Annotated in this window: 18 protein-coding genes; 5 read left to right on the forward strand and 13 right to left on the reverse strand. The window is 71.4% G+C overall.

The window, feature by feature from the left end; translation table 11 throughout:
- Nucleotides 1–132: 132 nt before the first annotated feature.
- Genes hisF through hisD form a run of 8 tightly spaced genes read right to left on the reverse strand, consistent with a single transcriptional unit; the run spans nucleotide 133 to nucleotide 5891 of the window.
- Entirely contained in the window at nucleotides 133–888 is a 756-nt protein-coding gene (gene hisF, locus OG965_RS13005) for an imidazole glycerol phosphate synthase subunit HisF (RefSeq protein ID WP_371652188.1), read from the reverse strand.
- Nucleotides 885–1310, reverse strand: coding sequence for a RidA family protein (locus OG965_RS13010; RefSeq protein WP_371652190.1), 426 nt, complete (start codon nucleotides 1308–1310; stop codon nucleotides 885–887). The genes hisF and OG965_RS13010 overlap by 4 nt, the downstream gene beginning before the upstream one ends.
- Nucleotides 1307–2044 carry a bifunctional 1-(5-phosphoribosyl)-5-((5-phosphoribosylamino)methylideneamino)imidazole-4-carboxamide isomerase/phosphoribosylanthranilate isomerase PriA gene (gene priA / locus OG965_RS13015; protein ID WP_371652191.1) on the reverse strand — a complete coding sequence of 246 codons (738 nt, stop codon included), beginning with the start codon at nucleotides 2042–2044 and terminating at the stop codon, nucleotides 1307–1309. The genes OG965_RS13010 and priA overlap by 4 nt, the downstream gene beginning before the upstream one ends.
- Nucleotides 2044–2694: an imidazole glycerol phosphate synthase subunit HisH gene (gene hisH / locus OG965_RS13020; protein ID WP_371652193.1), complete on the reverse strand. Its 651-nt coding sequence runs from the start codon at nucleotides 2692–2694 to the stop codon at nucleotides 2044–2046. The genes priA and hisH overlap by 1 nt, the downstream gene beginning before the upstream one ends.
- Nucleotides 2691–2855, reverse strand: a complete 165-nt coding sequence (locus tag OG965_RS13025) for a hypothetical protein (protein ID WP_371652195.1) — start codon at nucleotides 2853–2855, stop codon at nucleotides 2691–2693. Before OG965_RS13025 ends, hisH begins: the two co-directional genes overlap by 4 nt.
- Nucleotides 2852–3445: an imidazoleglycerol-phosphate dehydratase HisB gene (hisB, locus tag OG965_RS13030; RefSeq protein WP_067158063.1), complete on the reverse strand. Its 594-nt coding sequence runs from the start codon at nucleotides 3443–3445 to the stop codon at nucleotides 2852–2854. The genes OG965_RS13025 and hisB overlap by 4 nt, the downstream gene beginning before the upstream one ends.
- On the reverse strand, nucleotides 3442–4563 hold the full coding sequence (locus OG965_RS13035; RefSeq protein WP_371652197.1) for a histidinol-phosphate transaminase: 1122 nt from the start codon (nucleotides 4561–4563) through the stop codon (nucleotides 3442–3444). The genes hisB and OG965_RS13035 overlap by 4 nt, the downstream gene beginning before the upstream one ends.
- Entirely contained in the window at nucleotides 4560–5891 is a 1332-nt protein-coding gene (gene hisD / locus OG965_RS13040; protein ID WP_371652199.1) for a histidinol dehydrogenase, read from the reverse strand. Before hisD ends, OG965_RS13035 begins: the two co-directional genes overlap by 4 nt.
- Nucleotides 5892–6061: 170 nt before the next feature.
- Here hisD and OG965_RS13045 point away from each other — a divergent pair, with 170 nt between their 5' ends.
- The 4 genes from OG965_RS13045 to ybaK all read left to right on the forward strand — a co-directional run bounded on the left by OG965_RS13045 (nucleotide 6062) and on the right by ybaK (nucleotide 10200).
- Complete coding sequence (locus OG965_RS13045; protein ID WP_371652201.1) at nucleotides 6062–7663, forward strand: oxidoreductase; 1602 nt, start codon at nucleotides 6062–6064, stop codon at nucleotides 7661–7663.
- Between the two features lie 96 nt (nucleotides 7664–7759).
- Nucleotides 7760–8923 carry a hypothetical protein gene (locus OG965_RS13050; protein ID WP_371652202.1) on the forward strand — a complete coding sequence of 388 codons (1164 nt, stop codon included), beginning with the start codon at nucleotides 7760–7762 and terminating at the stop codon, nucleotides 8921–8923.
- Between the two features lie 5 nt (nucleotides 8924–8928).
- Nucleotides 8929–9690, forward strand: a complete 762-nt coding sequence (locus OG965_RS13055) for an LON peptidase substrate-binding domain-containing protein (protein WP_371652204.1) — start codon at nucleotides 8929–8931, stop codon at nucleotides 9688–9690.
- 18 nt (nucleotides 9691–9708) lie between these two features.
- Nucleotides 9709–10200: a Cys-tRNA(Pro) deacylase gene (ybaK, locus tag OG965_RS13060; protein WP_371652205.1), complete on the forward strand. Its 492-nt coding sequence runs from the start codon at nucleotides 9709–9711 to the stop codon at nucleotides 10198–10200.
- Between the two features lie 608 nt (nucleotides 10201–10808).
- Here the strand turns inward: ybaK and OG965_RS13065 are convergent.
- The 4 genes from OG965_RS13065 to OG965_RS13080 form a co-directional block, all read right to left on the reverse strand.
- Nucleotides 10809–11450, reverse strand: a complete 642-nt coding sequence (locus OG965_RS13065) for a DUF2567 domain-containing protein (RefSeq protein ID WP_371652206.1) — start codon at nucleotides 11448–11450, stop codon at nucleotides 10809–10811.
- A gap of 34 nt (nucleotides 11451–11484) precedes the next feature.
- Nucleotides 11485–12312, reverse strand: coding sequence for an ABC transporter permease (locus OG965_RS13070; protein ID WP_371656931.1), 828 nt, complete (start codon nucleotides 12310–12312; stop codon nucleotides 11485–11487).
- 5 nt (nucleotides 12313–12317) lie between these two features.
- Nucleotides 12318–13325, reverse strand: coding sequence for an ABC transporter ATP-binding protein (locus OG965_RS13075; RefSeq protein WP_371652208.1), 1008 nt, complete (start codon nucleotides 13323–13325; stop codon nucleotides 12318–12320).
- A 164-nt stretch (nucleotides 13326–13489) separates the two neighbouring features.
- Nucleotides 13490–14752: an NYN domain-containing protein gene (locus OG965_RS13080; RefSeq protein ID WP_371652210.1), complete on the reverse strand. Its 1263-nt coding sequence runs from the start codon at nucleotides 14750–14752 to the stop codon at nucleotides 13490–13492.
- A 283-nt stretch (nucleotides 14753–15035) separates the two neighbouring features.
- Here OG965_RS13080 and OG965_RS13085 point away from each other — a divergent pair, with 283 nt between their 5' ends.
- The gene (locus OG965_RS13085; RefSeq protein WP_371652212.1) at nucleotides 15036–15209 is read left to right on the forward strand and encodes a hypothetical protein; all 174 of its coding nucleotides are present in this window, start codon (nucleotides 15036–15038) and stop codon (nucleotides 15207–15209) included.
- 90 nt (nucleotides 15210–15299) lie between these two features.
- Here OG965_RS13085 and dnaE read toward each other — a convergent pair whose 3' ends face one another.
- Entirely contained in the window at nucleotides 15300–18842 is a 3543-nt protein-coding gene (dnaE, locus tag OG965_RS13090) for a DNA polymerase III subunit alpha (protein WP_371652214.1), read from the reverse strand.
- Nucleotides 18843–19035 lie beyond the last annotated feature (193 nt).

Consider the following 19035-nt stretch of genomic DNA (forward strand, 5'->3'; position numbering starts at 1 on the left):
GGGGGTTGCTCGCGCAGTTCCCCGCGCCCCTAGGGGGTTAGGGGCGCGGGGAACTGCGCGACCAGCCACAGACGGCCCGCAGACGAACACCCACCGCCGGAGGCTTTCGGGAAGGGGCGGGGTGGGGAAAAATCAGCGCACCGGGTGGCCCGCCTCGCGCAGCGCGGTCTTTACGTCCCCGATCCGCAGGTCCCCGAAGTGGAACACCGACGCTGCCAGGACCGCGTCCGCACCCGCCGCCACCGCCGGAGCGAAGTCGGCGAGACGGCCCGCCCCGCCCGAGGCGATCACCGGCACGGTGACGTGGCGGCGGACCGCCGAGATCATCGGGACGTCGTACCCGTCCTTCGTCCCGTCCGCGTCCATGGAGTTCAGCAGGATCTCCCCCGCCCCCAGCTCCGCCGCCCGGTGCGCCCACTCCACCGCGTCGATGCCGGTGCCCCGGCGCCCGCCGTGCGTGGTCACCTCGAAGGAGCCGGATTCGGTACGGCGGGCGTCGACCGACAGGACGAGCACCTGGCGCCCGAACCGCTCCGCGATCTCGCGGATCAGCTCGGGGCGCTCGATCGCCGCCGTGTTGACGCCCACCTTGTCCGCCCCGGCCCGCAGCAGCTTGTCCACGTCGTCCGTCGAGCGGACCCCGCCGCCCACTGTCAGCGGGATGAAGACCTGCTCGGCGGTGCGCCGCACCACGTCGTACGTCGTCTCGCGGTTGCCCGAGGACGCGGTGATGTCCAGGAACGTCAGCTCGTCCGCGCCCTCGGCGTCGTACAGCTTGGCCATCTCGACCGGGTCGCCCGCGTCGCGCAGGTTCTGGAAGTTGACACCCTTCACCACCCGGCCGTTGTCGACGTCCAGACAGGGGATGACTCGCACCGCGAGCGTCATGCGGGGGCTCCTTCGGGGGCGCCGTCGGTGGCGCCTCGGTAAGCGTCCACTTCTACTTCGACCAGCATGCGCGGGTCGACCAGACCGGTCACGATGACCAGCGTGGCCGCCGGACGGACGGCGTCGAAGAGCTCCTTGTGGGCCCTGCCCGCCTCGTCGATGTCCCGCGCGTGGGTCAGATACATACGGGTGCGGACCACGGACTCGACCCCGAGCCCGAACTCCGCGAGCGCGGCGAGGGCGTTCGAGAAGGCCACCATGGCCTGCTCGTACGGGTCGCCCTCGCCGTACAGCACCGTGCCCTTGAACGGCGTGGTGCCGGCGACGTGCACATGGTCGCCCGCGGCGACGGCGCGCGCGAAGCCGAACGAGTCCTCCCAGGGACTGGGAACGTCACTCTGCACACGCCGTACGTCGCTCATCGGGACACAGCCTCCAGGGCTTCTTCGAGGGTGAACGCCTTCGCGTACAGGGCCTTGCCCACGATGGCGCCCTCCACACCCTGCCCCACGAGCCCCGCGATCGCCCGCAGGTCGTCGAGCGAGGATACGCCGCCGGAGGCCACCACCGGCTTGTCGGTGGCCGCGCAGACGTTGCGCAGCAGCTCCAGGTTGGGGCCCTGGAGGGTGCCGTCCTTGGCGATGTCGGTCACCACGTACCGCGCGCAGCCCTCGGAGTCGAGGCGCGCCAGCGTCTCGTAGAGGTCGCCGCCGTCGCGGGTCCAGCCGCGGCCGCGCAGGGTCGTGCCCCGTACGTCCAGACCGACCGCGATCCTGTCGCCGTACTCGGCGATGACCTTGGCGACCCACTCCGGGGTCTCCAGGGCCGCGGTGCCCAGGTTGACGCGGCGGCAGCCGGTGGCGAGCGCGGCCTCCAGGGAGGCGTCGTCGCGGATGCCGCCGGACAGCTCGACCTTGATGTCCATCGCGCCCGCGACCTCGGCGATCAGCGCACGGTTGTCGCCGGTGCCGAAGGCCGCGTCCAGGTCCACCAGGTGCAGCCACTCGGCGCCGGAGGCCTGCCAGGCGAGCGCCGCCTGGAGCGGGGAGCCGTAGGAGGTCTCCGAGCCGGACTCGCCGTGGACGAGGCGGACGGCCTGGCCGTCGCGGACGTCGACGGCGGGCAGGAGTTCGAGCTTCGGGGACGACGGTGCCATCACAGGGTTCCGATCCAGTTGGTCAGCAGCTGGGCGCCGGCGTCGCCGGACTTCTCGGGGTGGAACTGGGTCGCCCACAGCGCGCCGTTCTCCACCGCGGCCACGAACGGCTCGCCGTGGGTGGCCCAGGTGACCTTGGGGGCGCGCATGTTGGCGTTGCCGACTTCCAGGGTCCAGTCGTGCACCGCGTACGAGTGCACGAAGTAGTACCGGGCGTCGGCGTCCAGGCCCGCGAAGAGCTCGGTGTCCTCGGGGGCCTTGACCGTGTTCCAGCCCATGTGCGGGACGATCGGCGCCTTGAGCGGCCCGACCGTGCCGGGCCACTCGTCCAGGCCCTCGGTCTCCACGCCGTGCTCGATGCCCCGGGCGAACAGGATCTGCATGCCGACGCAGATGCCCATCACCGGGCGGCCGCCCGACAGGCGCCGGCCCACGATCCAGTCGCCGCGCGCCTCGCGCAGCCCCTGCATACAGGCGGAGAAGGCGCCGACGCCGGGGACGAGCAGCCCGTCGGCGTTCATGGCCGTGTCGTAGTCACGGGTGATCTCGACGTCCGCGCCGACGTGGGCGAGGGCGCGCTCGGCGGAGCGCACGTTGCCGAAGCCGTAGTCGAAGACCACGACCTTCTTACGAGGGGTGCCCGTGCTCAATTCCACACCTCCAGCCGCAGGACGCCCGCGACCAGGCAGAGCGCCGAGCTGATCGCGAGCAGCGTGATCAGGCTCTTGGACATCTCCTGCTTGATGAAGGAGTAGACGCCGCCCGCGAGGAAGAGCCCGAGGACGATGAGGATGGTGTTGAGGCCGGTCACAGCGCGCCCTTGGTCGAAGGAAGGATGCCCGCGGCACGCGGGTCGTGCTCGGATGCGTAGCGCAGCGCCCGCGCCAGCGCCTTGAACTGGCACTCCACGATGTGGTGCGCGTTGCGCCCGTACGGGACGTGGACGTGCAGGGCGATCTGCGCCTGCGCCACGAAGGACTCCAGGATGTGCCGGGTCATCGTGGTGTCGTACTCGCCGATCATCGGCGCCATGTTCTCGGGCTCGGTGTGCACGAGGTACGGGCGGCCGGAGAGGTCCACGGTCACCTGGGCGAGGGACTCGTCGAGGGGGACCGTGCAGTTGCCGAAGCGGTAGATGCCGACCTTGTCGCCGAGCGCCTGCTTGAAGGCGGCGCCGAGCGCGAGGGCGGTGTCCTCGATGGTGTGGTGCGAGTCGATGTGCAGGTCGCCGTCCGTCTTGACCGTGAGGTCGAAGAGGCCGTGGCGGCCGAGCTGGTCGAGCATGTGGTCGTAGAAGCCGACTCCCGTCGACACGTCGACCTTTCCGGTCCCGTCAAGGTCGATCTCGACGAGGACGGACGTCTCCTTGGTGGTGCGTTCGACACGGCCGACGCGGCTCATGCTCTCTGCTCCTTCTTGAGTTGACGGACCGCGTCCAGGAACGCGTCGTTCTCGGTCGGGGTGCCGGCGGTGACGCGCAGCCACCCGGGCACCCCGTTGTCACGGACCAGGACGCCCTGGTCGAGGATCCGCTGCCAGGCGGTGTGGGAGTCCTCGAAGCGGCCGAACTGGACGAAGTTGGCATCCGACTCGGTCACCTCGTACCCGACCGCCCGCAGCTCGGTGACCAGCCGGTCCCGCTCCTTCTTCAGCTGCTCGACATAGCCGAGCAGCGTGTCCGTGTGCTCCAGGGCCGCGAGCGCGGTCGCCTGGGTGACGGCGGAGAGGTGGTACGGCAGGCGGACGAGCTGGACCGCGTCGACCACCGCCGGGTGCGCGGCGAGATAGCCGAGGCGCAGCCCGGCCGCGCCGAAGGCCTTGGACATGGTCCGCGAGACGACCAGGTGGGGGCGGCCCTCGATGAGCGGCAGCAGCGACTCGCGGTGGCTGAACTCGACGTACGCCTCGTCGACGACCACCAGGGACGGCTTGGCGGCCTGGGCGGCGTCGTGGAGCGCGAGAACCGTTTCGGCGCCGACCGCCGTGCCGGTGGGGTTGTTGGGCGAGGTGATGAAGACGACGTCCGGGGCGTTCTCCGCGATGGCCTTCTCGGCGGCCTCCACGTCGATCGTGAAGTCCTCGTTGCGCGGACCGGAGATCCACCCGGTGCCGGTGCCGCGCGCGATGAGGCCGTGCATCGAGTACGAGGGCTCGAAGCCGATGGCGGTGCGGCCGGGGCCGCCGAAGGTCTGCAGCAGCTGCTGGATGACCTCGTTGGAGCCGTTGGCCGCCCACACGTTCTCGACGCCGACGGTGTGTCCGCCGGTGCGGGTGAGGTAGCGGGCGAGCTCGGTGCGCAGCTCCACCGCGTCCCGGTCGGGGTAGCGGTTGAGCCCGCGCGCGGCCTGCGCCACGCGCTCCGCGATCCGCGCGACCAGCGCCTCGGGCAGCGGGTACGGGTTCTCGTTGGTGTTGAGCTGGACGGGCACGTCCAACTGGGGCGCGCCGTAGGGGGACTTGCCGCGCAGTTCGTCGCGTACGGGCAGGTCGTCCAGGGTGAGGCGCTGGTTCTCGGTCACTGGCCCGGCACCTTCCATCCGAACCTCGCCTTGAGCGCGGCCCCGTGCGCGGGCAGGTCCTCGGCCTCCGCGAGCGTGACCACGTGGTGGGCGACCTCGGCCAGGGCGTCCCGGCTGTAGTCGACGATGTGGATGCCCTTGAGGAAGGACTGGACCGACAGGCCCGAGGAGTGGCAGGCGCAGCCGCCGGTGGGCAGCACGTGGTTGGAGCCCGCGCAGTAGTCGCCGAGCGAGACCGGGGCCCACGGGCCGACGAAGATCGCGCCCGCGTTGCGGACCCGGCCGGCCACGGCGGCGGCGTCGGCGGTCTGGATCTCCAGGTGCTCGGCGCCGTACGCGTCGACCACCTTGAGGCCCTGCTCCAGGCCGTCGACCAGCACGATCGCGGACTGCCTGCCCGCCAGCGCGGGCTTGATCCGGTCCTCGACGTGCTTGGTGGCCGCGATCTGCGGCTCCAGCTCGCGCTCGACCGCGTCGGCGAGCGCCGCGCAGTCGGTGACCAGGACGGCGGCCGCCATCGGGTCGTGCTCGGCCTGGCTGATCAGGTCGGCGGCGACGTGCGCCGGGTCGGCGGTCTCGTCGGCGAGCACGGCGATCTCGGTCGGTCCGGCCTCGGTGTCGATGCCGATGCGGCCCGTGAAGTAGCGCTTGGCGGCGGCGACCCAGATGTTGCCGGGGCCGGTCACCATGTTCGCGGGCGCACACCCGTCGGGTCCGGAGGTCCCGTACGCGAACATCGCGACGGCCTGGGCGCCGCCCGCCGCGTACACCTCGTCGACGCCGAGCAGCGCGCACGCGGCGAGGATCGTCGGGTGCGGCAGTCCCCCGAACTCCTTCTGCGGCGGGGAGGCCAGCGCGATCGACTCGACGCCCGCCTCCTGGGCCGGGACCACGTTCATGACCACGGACGACGGGTACACCGACCGGCCGCCCGGCGCGTAAAGACCCACGCGCTCGACCGGCACCCACTTCTCGGTGACGGTGCCGCCGGGCACCACCTGGACGGTGTGCTCGCCGCGGCGCTGGGCGCGGTGGACGATCCTGGCGCGCCGGATGGACTCCTCCAGGGCCGCCTTGACCTGCGGGTCGAGCGTCTCCAGGGCCTCGGCGAGCGCCTCGGCGGGCACCCGGATCCGCTCCAGGGTCACTCCGTCGAACTTCTCCGCGTACTCGATCAGCGCCGCCGTGCCGCGATGATGCACGTCCTCGCAGATGGGCCGCACCTTCTCCAGGGCGGCTTCCACGTCGAACTCGGCACGGGGCAGCAGGTCGCGCAGGGCGCCCCCCTCGGGGAGGGCGTTGCCGCGCAGATCGATTCGAGAGATCACGGAACCAATTCTCTCAGACGGCATCGCGCCACCGATCGCCCGTATCACTGGCTGATACGTATCCCGCCCGCCCCGCGCCCCGGCCGTGACCACTAGCGTTCACTCCGTTACACACGCATGTACATCCTCACGCGACCGCGGGGGGCGGGCAGGGGACGAGGGGGACGGCAGTGACCGAGGCGCCGGATGCCGATGTGGCCCCGGACTGGTTCAGTCCGGTGGAGCGGGGGATGTGGGATTACTTCCGCAACGGCAGCACCTACGACCTGCGCACCCGCAGCCGGGTGCGGGACGACCCGTTCTCGGGGCGCGTCTGGGGGCCCGAGCGCCATGTGAAGGCCCGCGCGGTGGCACTGCTGCTGCTCCACGGGCCGCCCGCGCTGCCCGGCCGGGTGGCGGCCCTGAAACTGAACGGCGTGCAGATCGTCGGGGTGCTCAATCTGTCGGGCGGCACGGTCACGCCGTATGTGGAACTGAACAACTGCCGGTTCGAGAACGAGGTGCTGCTGCCGGAGTGCCGGGTCACCACCGTGCGGATGGTGAACTGCGCGATCCCGCGGATCGAGGCGGCCCGGCTGCAGACCGAGGGCGATCTGCATCTGCCGCGCTGCCGGATCGCCCGCGGCATCCGGCTCACCGACGCCCACATCGGCACCGATCTGCTGCTCAACGAGGCCGTGATCCGCGCCGACCGCAAGGGCCGCTCGATCGCGGCCGACGGCCTCTCGGTCGCCCAGGACCTCCAGGCCGAGCTGATCGAGTCGTACGGGGAGGTGAGCCTGCGCGCGGCGAAGGTCGGGGTGACGCTGAGCCTGCGCGGCAGCCGGCTGGTGAACCCGGAGGGGCGGCGCGCGCTGAACGCTCCGCAGCTGACCGTGGAGCGCACGCTCTACATGACGGCGGCGGCCGTCTCGCCCGGCGCCACCGAGACCACCACTCCGCCGTACGGGACGAACTACACGGGCACTCCGGCCCGGGGCACCCGCGTCCAGCCGTTCGTCTGCGAGGGCGGGCTGCGGCTTGACGACGGCCGGTTCGGGGACGCCGTGGACTTCCAGAGCGCGCGCTTCGTGATGCGGGACTACCAGGAGCTGTCGCTGCGCCGGGTGCAGACTCCGGAGCTGCGCTTCCTCGGGGAGCGGCCGGAGCGGGGCCGGGTGGTGCTCTCGGGCGCCCGGGTCGTGAACCTGGTCGACATGTCGACGAGCTGGCCGGGGCCCGGCGGGCTCGCGATGGGCGGCTTCAGCTACGACAACCTGATCCCGCGCGGACTGTTCCCGCTGGCCAGACGGCTGGAATGGGTGGCGGCGGCGACTCCGGAGTACGCGCCTGAGCCGTATGAGCGCCTCGCCACCGTGCTGCGCAACAGCGGCGAGGACGCGGACGCGCGCGAGGTGCTGCTCGCCAAGCAGCGCCGGCGCCGCGAGACCCTGCCGCTGGCGGGGAAGCTGTGGGGGGTGCTCCAGGACCTGACCGTGGCGTACGGCTACCGGCCGGGCCGGGCGGCGCTGTGGATGGCGGTGCTGTGGGCGATGGGCGCGCTGGCGTTCTCGCACTACGACCCGACGCCGATCAAGGCGGACGAGCACCCGGACTGGAACGCCTCGCTGTACGCCCTCGATCTGCTCGTGCCGGTGATCAACCTGGGGCAGGACGGCTACTGGCAGCTGCACGGCAGCTGGCAGTGGGTCTCGGCGGTGCTCATCGTGCTCGGCTGGATCCTGGCCACCACCGTGGCGGCGGGCGCCTCGCGTCTGCTGCGGCGTGGCTGAAATTTGCCGGTCCTTGACCCGCGCCCGTACAACCGTCACGGCCGCCACAGACTCTTCACCGCACACCACTGGCGGAGCTCCGACCTGCGGTTTTGAATGGTTCGCACCATGTCATTCGTACGCGCCCTGCTCCGTGCCGTCCGCGCGGTCAGGCACACCCCGCACCTCGCAGCCGACCTCCCGGCCGACGAGGATCTGTTCCTCGACGCACCCGACGGACGCCTCGGCCCCGCGCTCGTGTCCGCCGCCCGGGGCGAGTACAGAGGGGCGGCCGAGCTCCTCGCCGTCACCCGCGAGTCGGCCGAGTGGGAGAACCGCGACCGCTACACCATGCGGCTCGCGGCCTTCGCGGTCAGCCGCCCGGACTGGCTCGCCGACTGGCTCGCCGCCGCGCCCCGGGACCCGGACGCCCTGCTGGTCAAGGCGGAGCTGGCGATCGTACGGGCGTGGGGCTCGCCGGCCCGCGCCGAGCTGCTGCGCGAGATCGCGCCGCTGATCGACGCGGCGGCCTCGGCCGAGCCCGCGGACCCGGTGCCGTGGCGGATCGCGCTCGACCACGCGCGCGGCACCCATGCGCCGCACACCGTCTTCGAGTCGCTGTGGGGGGAGGCGGTCGGCCGCTCCTCGCACCACTACGGCTGCCATGTGGCCGCGCTGCAGTACCTCTCGGCGCAGTGGTACGGCTCGCACCGGGAGTGCTTCGGCTTCGCCGAGGAGGCCGCGGCGGACGCCCTGCCCGGCTCGCTCGTCCAGGCGCTGCCGGTACGGGCCGCGTTCGCCTGCCTGGCCGCCGACGTGAGCGGGGCGCCGACCGGCCGGCAGAGCCCGCAGGAGCTGTTCCGCGACCGGATCGACGCGGCGGCGGACCTCGCCATCGCGCTCTCCGCCGCGTACGAGCCGGGCGACCCGTGGCCCGCCGAGGTGCGCAATCTGCTGACGTACGTCCTGGTCGTACGGGAGCGGTGGGAGGAGGCCCTGGAGCAGTTCCGCCGCATCGGCCCCTATGCCACCGCCTTCCCGTGGGCGCGGCTCGACGACGACCCGCTGGACCGGTTCACCGAGCTGCGCGACGGGGTGCGCAGGCAGGTGGCGGCGCGGACGCCGTCGGCGCGCGAACGCGGCCCGGCGGGGGCCGCGGCCGGGCCCGTCGACGCCCCCGGGCAGCCCCCGGCGAAGGCGCCCGGCCGGGCCGCCGGGCTCCCGGGCGCGGGCGCCCTCGGGAAGCCCGGACGCAGCCGGTCCGGCGACCATTACGCTTGAGCGTTGTGACCACCGCTCGCCTGCCCCTCTTCCCGCTCAACTCGGTCCTGTTCCCCGGCCTCGTCCTGCCGCTGAACGTGTTCGAGGAGCGCTATCGCGCCATGATGCGCGATCTGCTGAAGTCCGGCCCGGACTCCGGCGCCGACTCCGACGACGAGCCGCGCCGGTTCGCCGTGGTCGCGATCCGCGACGGCCGCGAGGTCGCGCCGACCGGCCCCGGGCTGCCCGACCAGACGGCGATCCCGGAGAAGGGCCCGGCCGCCGGGTTCGGCTCCGACCCGATCCAGGCGTTCCACCAGGTCGGGTGCATCGCGGACGCGGCGACGATCCGGGAGCGCGCGGACGGCAGCTTCGAGGTCCTGGCAACGGGCACGACACGCGTAAAACTCCTTTCGGTGGACGCGAGCGGCCCGTATCTGACCGCCGAACTGGAGGAGCTGCCCGAGGAGCCGGGCGAGGAGGCGGGGGCGCTGGCGGAGGGCGTGCTGCGGGCGTTCCGGGCGTACCAGAAGCGGCTGGCGGGCGCGCGCGAGCGGTCCGTCACCGGCTCGGCCGAGCTGCCCGACGAGCCGTCGGTGGTGTCGTACCTGGTGGCGGCGGCCGCGGTGCTCGACGTCCCGGCGAAGCAGCACCTGCTCCAGGCACCGGACACGGCGACGCGGCTGCGCGAGGAGCTGAAGCTGCTGCGAGCGGAGACGGCGGTGATCCGTCATCTGCCCTCACTCCCGGCGGTGGACCTGACCCGCTCCCCCACGAGCCCCAACTGACATAAGGACGCAGGCGAGTTGGCGAAGAAGAGGGCGCCCGGGGGCACCCCGGCGACGGTGGCGCTTACGGCGGCGGGCACGGAGTTCACGGTGCACGCCTACGAGCACGACCCGTCGTCCGCGTCGTACGGCGAGGAGGCCGCGGCGGCCCTTGGCGTCTCCCCCGACCGCGTCTTCAAGACACTGGTGGCGGACGTCGACGGCGAGCTGACCGTGGCGGTGGTCCCGGTGGCGGGCTCCCTCGACCTGAAGGCGCTGGCGGCGGCGGTCGGGGGCAAGCGGGCGGCGATGGCGGACCCGGCGGCGGCGGAGCGGACCACGGGCTACGTCCGGGGCGGCATCTCCCCACTGGGCCAGCGCCGCCGCCTGCGCACGGTCCTGGACGCGTCGGCGTCCTCGCACGCCACGATCTGCGTCTCGGCCGGGCGCCGGGGCCTGGAGGTCGAGCTGGCCCCCGGGGATCTGGTGGCGCTGACGGGGGCGGTGCTGGCGGCGGTGGCGCGGGGGTAGTTTCCGGTTGTGTCCGGTAACCCCCCTGGACACTTCGCCCCTGGGCGAGCAGGTTGCCCCCATGTCGAAACGAACCCGCAAGCGGAAGTGGCGAATCAAAAAGGGCCGAGCAAACCACGGGCGACGCCCGGCGTAGCGACCTGGGGCTGCACCCCGCCGGCCCGGTGCTCGGCTGCGGGCTGACTGTGGCTGGTCGCGCAGTTCCCCGCGCCCCTTTTAGGCCCGGTGTTTGTCTGCGGGTCGGCTGTGGTTGCTCGCGCAGTTCCCCGCGCCCCTTAGGTAACTCCAGCCCCGGCAGCACGAAAGTCAGCCCCTCCGGCGTGCAAGGAGGGGGCTCGGGCAAAATCAGCCCCTCGGGCGTGCGAGGAGGGGTCCGGGCACATTCAGCCCCTCGGGCGTGCGAGGAGGGGTCCGGGCAAAATCAGCCCCTCCGGCGTTTGAGGAGCGGGGGCCGGGGCGGAGCCCCGAAGCGGGGTGCAGGGGCCGCAGGCCCCGCAAGCGGGTGCAGGGGCGCAGCCCCGCCCGGGGGTCCGGGGGCGTAGCCCCCGGGAAACCCACCTCCACCCCCACCCACCCCCGGAGGGTTCAGGTAACGGGCGGGGTGGGGGTCAAAGCTCGGTAGGGGGCCACGCCTCCGGGTCTCGCGGAGCGAACAACGCCGTCAGCCCCAGATGCGTCCCCATCGCCGCCACCGGCCACGCCAACAACGCCCCCTTCGCGTTGAGCTTCAGCGGCGCGTCGAACACGACGCCCTTGCCCGCGGCCCGCGCCGCCGCCACCACGTCCTGCGTCGGCCCCAGCCACACCCCGACCCGCCAGGCCAGCCAGGACCCCAGCAACCCGCCCACGGCGAGCCCGGCCACCAGCGGGATGCCGCCGCGCTTGCGCAGCAGGAAGACGAGGGCCGCGCACACGACGCCGAACCCCAGCGCGAGCAGGATGAACGTTCCGTCCGCCCCGATGGCCTCTTCGCCCTCGGTGTCCTTGAGGAACACGGCCTTGTCGTCGGAGACGAGCGGCACCCGCGGCGCCAGCCACACCCACAGCAGCCCGAGCAGCACGCCCGTGACCGCCACCGCGACCGCCGCGACCACGGCGTCCCGCAGCTCCGCCTTCATCGCGGTCCCCTCCTCGCGTACGGGGGCGACCGGGCCGCCCTCGGTACCCGGCCCGGGACCGGGGTGTGCGGAGTCCTGCCAGGCGTCGTCGTCCGGTGGCTGCTGGTGAGGCGGCGTCAGAGGTGCGGTCACCCCGCCATCGTGCCAGGCGCTCCTGTGCGGCGCCTCACCGGGAGACCGCCGCGCGCCGGTACGCCCAGGTCGCGACGAGCAGCGAGACGACACCGACGGCCGCGCAGACCGCGAGGTCGAGCCCGATGACGGCCCAGTCGGGGTGCCCGCCGAAGCTGTGCGCGAAGGCCTCCACCCCGTACGTGGAGGGCAGCAGATCACGTGCGTACGCGATCGGTCCGGGCAGCCGGTCGGCCGGCAGGACGCCGAGCAGCAGCGCCGCCGACATGCCCAACTGGCCGAGCAGGGTCGCCAGTTCCTGGCGCGGGGCCAGCAGCCCGAGGGCCGCGCCGAGCCCGGCGAGCGCGGCGCCCGCCAGCGGGACGACCGCGGCGAGCACCCACAGATGCGCCATCGGGAGCCCGAAGAGCACACAGCCGGTGATGGCCGTGACCAGCGTGCCGGGCACGGTGAACGAGGCGTACGCGGCGGCCGCGCCGAGCACCACGGACGCGGGCGGCACCGGCAGCGTCGCGTAGTGGTCGAGCCCGCCGCCCGCCCGCAGCTGCCCGAAGTACTGCGCGAGCAGGTTGAGCGCGACGAAGGCGACCACCAGCACACTCGACCCGGCGACCACGGCCCGCGCCTCGCTGCCGCCGTCCACGACCCCCCGCATCAGGACCATGATCCCGATCGACTGGAAGGTCGCCACGAACAGCAGCGGGATGCGGGCCACCTTGGCCCGGGAGAGCTGGGCCCGGTAGACGGCCGAGAGGGCGGGGAACAGCCGCGCCCGGGGCGCGAGCGGCGCGACGGCCCCGGCTCGCTCCGCCGGGGCGGTGAGCGCCTCCGGAGGAGCCTCCACGGAAACCTCCAGGGGAATCGCGCTCACGCCTTCACCAGACCTTCCGTGCGGCCGCCGAGGGCGAGGTAGACGTCTTCCAGGCTCGGCGTGGCCAGGGTGAAGTCGTCGAGGGCGGCGAACGCGGGCCCGCCGGTGACCGCCGCGACGGCGGCGCGCGCGGCGTCGGGGCCGAGCCGCAGCACCCAGCGCCGCCCGGATTCCTGCGCGTCCGCGCGCAGCGCCGCGACCTCGGGCAGCTCGACGGGCGCCCGCTCGCGCCACACCAGCTCGACCCGGACCTCCGAGGCGACCCGTTCCTTCAGGCCCGCCGGGGTGTCGCAGGCGATGACCTTGCCGCGGTCGAGGACGGCGACCCGGTCGAGGACGGTCTCGGCCTCGATGACGTTGTGGGTGACGAGCAGCACGGTCGCGCCGCGCTCGGCCCGGCGGCGGTCGACGGCGGCCCAGACGGCCCGCCGGGCCACCGGGTCCATGCCGGTGGTCGGCTCGTCGAGGACGAGCACGGGCCGGTCACCGACGAGCACGGCGGCGAAGCAGGCGAGCCGCCGCTGTCCGCCGGAGAGCTTCTTGAGCGGCCGCCCGGCGAGCGCGGTCAGCCCGAGCTCCTCCAGTACGGCGTCGCGCTCGGCCCGTGCGGCGCGGGCGGTGAGCCCGCGCAGCCGTCCGGTGGTCTCGGCGGCGAGCGACACGGTCAGCTCGTCGAGGGCGGTGGACTCCTGCCCGAGGTAGCCGATCAGCCGGGCGGCCCGCTCGGGGTGGCGCACCAGGTCGTGGCCGAGGACGTCGACGCTGCCGGAGTCCGGCCGCATCAGCCCGGTGAGCTGGCGCACGAGGGTCGACTTGCCCGCGCCGTTGGGCCCGAGCAGGCCGAAGATCTCGCCGCGTCCCACGTCGAGGTCGATCCCGTCGGTGGCCCTGATCTCGGGCGTACCGGCCGAGCCGCGTCTTCCGCGCGCGGCGGGGTACGTCTTGGTGAGGCCCCGCACCGCGCAAACGGTGCCGGCCCGCGCCGCTGCTGTGCCGGTACTCACGGACAACGAGCCTACGGGGTCCGCCGGGCCGCTCCGCCCCCGGACCCCCGTTTGTTCTGTTCGCCGAACGATCGGTGCCGAGGAGCCGGACAGTCCGGTTCGCCCCCCGGCAGCCGGGCGCCGGGCACGCGGCGGTGCTCTCCACGTGCCCCGCCGCGTACTGCCTACTCCCCCGCCGGCACGCGTTCCGCCGCGGCCCTGACGTCGATCTCCCGCCAGAAGCCCGCCCGGATCGCATACCGATCGTGCTCGTCGATCTGGTCGTCCTTGTGGGCGAGCAGCCCGAACCGGGCCGCGTACCGCAGGAGTTCGCCGTCGATGCGGTGCGGGATGCGCGGGTACATGGTGGACAGCTTCTGTACGTGGGTCGTCTCCGGCAGGCGCTCCATCCAGCGGCGCGCGAACACCTGCCCCACCTCGTACGGGTCGCCGCCGACCGTGGTGATGTCCTCCTCGCGGTCCGCCCAGCGCTGCTCGGCGCTGGTCAGCTGGGCGAGGGTGGGCAGGGATGCGGTCTCCGGGGACTCGCCGAGCGTGGAGCCGGGGCGCTCGACCCAGCCTTTGTCGGACGACCACCGCAGGGTCGCGTGCGGGCCGTGCGGCGAGGGGGCCTGGGGGCCGGGTGCGCGCAGGCCCGCCAGGTCCTTGGGCGTGGGCACGCCCTTGACCGCGGCGCCGGGCGCGGGGGCGACCGCCGTGCCGTTGCCGACGGCCGCCGCGGGCTGGGCCGTCCCGTTGCGCGCGGCCGCGGCCTGGGCCTCCGCGGCCCGCTCGGCGGAGGCGGCGAGCGCCGACTCGGGCAGCGGGGCGGAGAGGATGGCGGCGATCTCCGGGCGGGGGGCCGCGGCCGGGGCGTACATGGTGCTGAGTTCCTTGACCCGGACCGCCTGGGTGATCCAGGCGCGGTCGAGCACTCGCCGTTCGTCAGCCTCGGCCACCAGGTCCTCGGACTGGTTGTAGTCGCCGTCGGCGGCCTGGACAGCCCACAGGTGCACGGCGACCCCGTGCTCCTTGGCCGACATCAGACCGGGCAGCAGATCGCCGTCCCCGGTCACCAGGACCACATCCGAGCAGGCGCGATTTCTGGCCAACTCGGTGAGCTCGGCGTGCATGGCCGCGTCGACGCCCTTCTGGGCCCACCGCCCGTCGCTGCGGGTCAGTGCGCCCAGCCGGACCGTCACCCGGGACATCACCCGCAACCTGCGGTGTTCCGGCTGCGGCACCCGGTCGGGGGCGCCGTCGAACCAGTAGATCCGCAGCAGCGGCTGCTCGGTGTCGGCCTCCGCACGCTCGCGCAGCGCCTGGATCAGGGCGGCATGGTCGACGGTGATCCGTGAACGGGCGGGCTCTCCGGCCAGAAGGCTTGCGGCCGCGCCCAACAAGTAACCCGCATCCACAAGGACGACGCAGCGGTCCACGCGTTCCACCCTCTTTCAAAACCTTGAAAATCAAAAGATCAGAGGCAAAGGAGATCAGGGAGATAAGAGTGCAGGAGATCCAGAGATCAGGGAACGTACTTCGGGTTTCCTTCGAGTCTGCCCGACCCTGCAAGGGTTAACGGCCGGAACTCGATCATCGGCGTGGCGAACCTGTACACCACGTACCCCTTACAGAGGGCTACACACGGTAATCGTCTGAAATGCGTTCTTTGTCGTGGCGTGTGAGGCTGGCAGCGGCCCTGGACCCCTAGTCCCCCCAGGAGGCATCACCATGGCCAAGAACAAGTCCGGCCGTAAGCAGCAGCAGCCCGCCTCGCAGGCCGAGCGCGGTCAGCAGGAGGCGCAGAAGTCCGCGATGGAGTCGCAGGGCATGCCCCAGACGCAGGCACAGGGCAGCCCGGCGGATGTTGCCCGTAAGCACCAGCGTCGCTTCGGCCACAACTGATAATTCCAGACACACCAGGCACACAAATACGGAAGGGGCGCGCCCTATTGGACGCGCCCCTTCCGTATGAAATAGAAACTCCGCCGCCGGTCAGCCAGCCAGGCAGGACGGGCCGAGCAGCACCTTCAGATCTCCGAAGAGCGCCGGGTCCGGCTGGACCCGGTGCCGGTCGAGCCGCAGCACCGTGGTCGAGCGCGGCCCCTGGAGCTTGATCCGCACCTCGGTGTTGCCCTTGTGGTGGCCGAGAATCTCGCCCAGCCGGCTGACCATCGGCGGGGTCACCTTCACCGTCGGGATGGTCAGCACCACCGGCGCGTTGGTGCCCGCCGACGACAGGTCCGGGACCATCAGCTCCATCGCGACCAGGCGCGGGATGTCCTCGCGCTTGTCGAGGCGGCCCTTGACGAAGACCACCGCGTCCTCGACGAGCTGGGTGGAGACCAGCTGGTAGGTCGCCGGGAAGAACATGCACTCGATGGAGCCCGCCAGGTCCTCGACGGTGGCGATCGCCCAGGCGTTGCCCTGCTTGGTCATCTTGCGCTGGAGGCCCGAGATGATGCCGCCGATCGTCACGATCGCGCCGTCCGCGTGCTCACCTCCGGTGAGCTGCTGGATCGAGGAGTCGGACTTGTCGGAGAGCACGTGCTCCAGACCGAAGAGCGGGTGGTCCGACACATACAGACCGAGCATCTCCCGCTCCTGGGCGAGCAGGTACGACTTCTCCCACTCGACGTCGGAGAACTCGACGTCGAGGCCGAAGCCCGGCTCGGAGTTGTCGTCGGAGTCGCCCATCCCGCCGAAGAGGTCGAACTGCCCCTCGGCCTCCTTGCGCTTGACCTGCACCACGTTGTCGATCATCGGCTCGAACTGTGCGGTGAGGCCCTTGCGGGTGTGCTTCATCTCGTCGAAGGCGCCGGCCTTGATCAGCGATTCGACGGTCCGCTTGTTGCAGACGACCGCCTCGACCTTGTCGAGGAAGTCGGGGAACGAGACGTACTTCCCCTTCGCCTTGCGGGACTTGATGATCGAGTCCACCACGTTCTGACCGACGTTGCGCACGGCGGTGAGGCCGAACAGGATCACGTCGTCGCCCTGCGCCGAGAAGTTGGACTCGGACTCGTTGACGTTGGGCGGCAGCACCTTGATGCCCATGCGGCGGCACTCGTTGAGGTAGACCGCCGACTTGTCCTTGTCGTCCTTGACGGAGGTCAGCAGCGCCGCCATGTACTCGGCGGGGTAGTTCGCCTTGAGGTAGGCGGTCCAGTACGAGACGAGGCCGTACGCGGCGGAGTGCGCCTTGTTGAAGGCGTACCCGGCGAACGGGACCAGCACGTCCCAGAGCGCCTTGATGGCCTCGTCGCTGAAGTTCTTCTTCTTGGCGCCGGCCTCGAAGATGACGAAGTTCTTCGCCAGCTCGTCGGGCTTCTTCTTGCCCATGACGCGACGGAGGATGTCGGCCTCGCCGAGTGAGTACCCGGCGATGATCTGGGCGGCCTTCTGGACCTGCTCCTGGTAGACGATCAGGCCGTAGGTGACGGCCAGGACCTCTTCGAGCGGCTTCTCCAGCTCGGGGTGGATCGGGGTGATCTCCTGCTGCTTGTTCTTGCGCAGCGCGTAGTTCGTGTGCGAGTTCATGCCCATCGGGCCCGGCCGGTAGAGCGCGGACACGGCGGAGATGTCTTCGAAGTTGTCGGGCTTCATCAGACGCAGCAGGGACCGCATGGGCCCGCCGTCGAACTGGAAGACGCCGAGGGTGTCGCCGCGCTGGAGCAGCTCGAAGGTGGTCGGGTCGTCGAGCGGCAGCCCGAGCAGGTCGATGTCGACGCCCTTGTTGGACTTCACCATCTTGACGGCGTCGTCCATGATCGTCAGGTTGCGCAGACCCAGGAAGTCCATCTTCAGCAGGCCGAGCGACTCACAGCTCGGGTAGTCCCACTGGGTGATGGTCACGCCGTCGGTGTGGCGCACCCACACCGGAACGTGCTCGGTAATGGTCTCGCTGGACATGATCACGCCGGCCGCGTGCACACCCATCTGCCGGACCAGGCCCTCGACGCCCTTGGCGGTGTCGATGACCTTCTTCACGTCCGGTTCGTTCTCGTACATCCCCCGGATCTCGCCCGCCTCGCTGTAGCGCGGGTGCTTGGGGTCGGTGATGCCGTTGAGGTCGATGCCCTTGCCGAGGACGTCGGCGGGCATCGCCTTGGTGAGCCGGTCGCCCATCGCGTACGGGTAGCCGAGGACGCGGGCGGAGTCCTTGATGGCGTTCTTCGCCTTGATCTTGCCGTAGGTGCCGATCATGGCGACCTTGTCGGCGCCGTACTTCTCCGTCACGTACCTGATCACCTCGACGCGCCTGCGCTCGTCGAAGTCGATGTCGACATCGGGCATCGAGACGCGCTCGGGGTTGAGGAACCGCTCGAAGATCAGACCGTGCGGGATCGGGTCGAGGTCGGTGATGCCCATGGCGTACGCGACGATCGAACCGGCCGCGGAACCACGGCCGGGACCCACCGCGATGCCCTGGTTCTTGGCCCACATGATGAAGTCGGCGACCACCAGGAAGTAGCCCGGGAAGCCCATCGAGATGATGGTGTCCATCTCGTACTCGGCCTGCTTCATGCGGTCCTCCGGGATGCCTCCCGGGAAGCGGCGGTGCATGCCGCGCAGGGTCTCCTCGCGGAACCAGGTGACCTCGGTGTAGCCGTCGGGGATGTCGAACTTCGGCATGAGGTTCTTCGCCTCGAACATGCCGCTGACGTCGACCTGCTCGGCGACCAGGGCGGTGTTGGCGCAGCCCTGCTGCCAGGCGTCCGAGGCGTCGATCGCGTACATCTCGTCGGTCGACTTCAGGTAGTAGCCGGTGCCGTCGAACTTGAAGCGGTCGGGGTCCGAGAGGTTCTTGCCGGTCTGGATGCACAGCAGCGCGTCGTGCGCGGTGGCCTCGTGCGCGTACGTGTAGTGCGAGTCGTTGGTGACCAGGGGCGGGATGCCCAGCTCCTTGCCGATCTTCAGGAGGTCGTCGCGGACCCGGCGCTCGATGTCGATGCCGTGGTCCATCAGCTCCAGGAAGTACCGGTCCTTGCCGAAGATGTCCTGGTAGTCGGAGGCGGCCTGGCGGGCCTCCTCGTACTGCCCCAGGCGCAGCCGGGTCTGGAGCTCGCCGGAGGGGCAGCCGGTGGAGGCGATCAGGCCCTCCGACCACTGGGAGATGGTCTCCTTGTCCATCCGGGGCCACTTCGTCAGCCAGCCCTCCGCGTACGCGTCGGAGGAGAGGCGGAAGAGGTTGTGCAGGCCCGTCGCGTTCGCCGCCCAGATCGTCTTATGGGTATAACCACCCGAACCGGACACGTCGTCGCGCTTCTGGTGCGGCTGTCCCCACTGGATCTTGCGCTTGTTGCGGCGGGACTCGGGGGCCACGTACGCCTCGATGCCGATGATCGGCGTCACGCCCGCCTTCTTCGCCGTGTGGAAGAAGTCGTACGCCCCGTGCAGGTTGCCGTGGTCGGACATCGCGATGTGCGTCATGCCCATCTCGTTGCACGCGTCGAACATGTCCTTGAGCCGCGCGGCACCGTCCAGCAGCGAGTACTGGGTGTGTACGTGAAGGTGCGTGAACGGCGGCTTCGACACGGTGGGGGCCTCCATGGCGGGGAGAGGGGGACAGCCTGGAAGTCTACGTCGACCCGGTGACAGCCGGGGGCGATAACAGCGGCGCGCAGCGCCTCGATGAGGGGTGGTGGTCGGGCGACGGGTGGGCACTCCGGGGTACGGTCACGCGTTGGAAGGGGCGGAATCACCCGTCCCATTTGTTGCGCAGCTCTAC

The sequence above is a fragment of the Streptomyces sp. NBC_00224 genome, from assembly GCF_041435195.1.
Classification (GTDB): domain Bacteria; phylum Actinomycetota; class Actinomycetes; order Streptomycetales; family Streptomycetaceae; genus Streptomyces.

Bases quoted from the DNA above. Each gene is read 5' to 3' on its own strand.
- hisF (WP_371652188.1), bottom strand. From the start codon at position 888: ATGACGCTCGCGGTGCGAGTCATCCCCTGTCTGGACGTCGACAACGGC.
- OG965_RS13010 (WP_371652190.1), bottom strand. From the start codon at position 1,310: ATGAGCGACGTACGGCGTGTGCAGAGTGACGTTCCCAGTCCCTGGGAG.
- priA (WP_371652191.1), bottom strand. From the start codon at position 2,044: ATGGCACCGTCGTCCCCGAAGCTCGAACTCCTGCCCGCCGTCGACGTC.
- hisB (WP_067158063.1), bottom strand. From the start codon at position 3,445: ATGAGCCGCGTCGGCCGTGTCGAACGCACCACCAAGGAGACGTCCGTC.
- OG965_RS13050 (WP_371652202.1), top strand. From the start codon at position 7,760: ATGGTTCGCACCATGTCATTCGTACGCGCCCTGCTCCGTGCCGTCCGC.
- OG965_RS13085 (WP_371652212.1), top strand. From the start codon at position 15,036: ATGGCCAAGAACAAGTCCGGCCGTAAGCAGCAGCAGCCCGCCTCGCAG.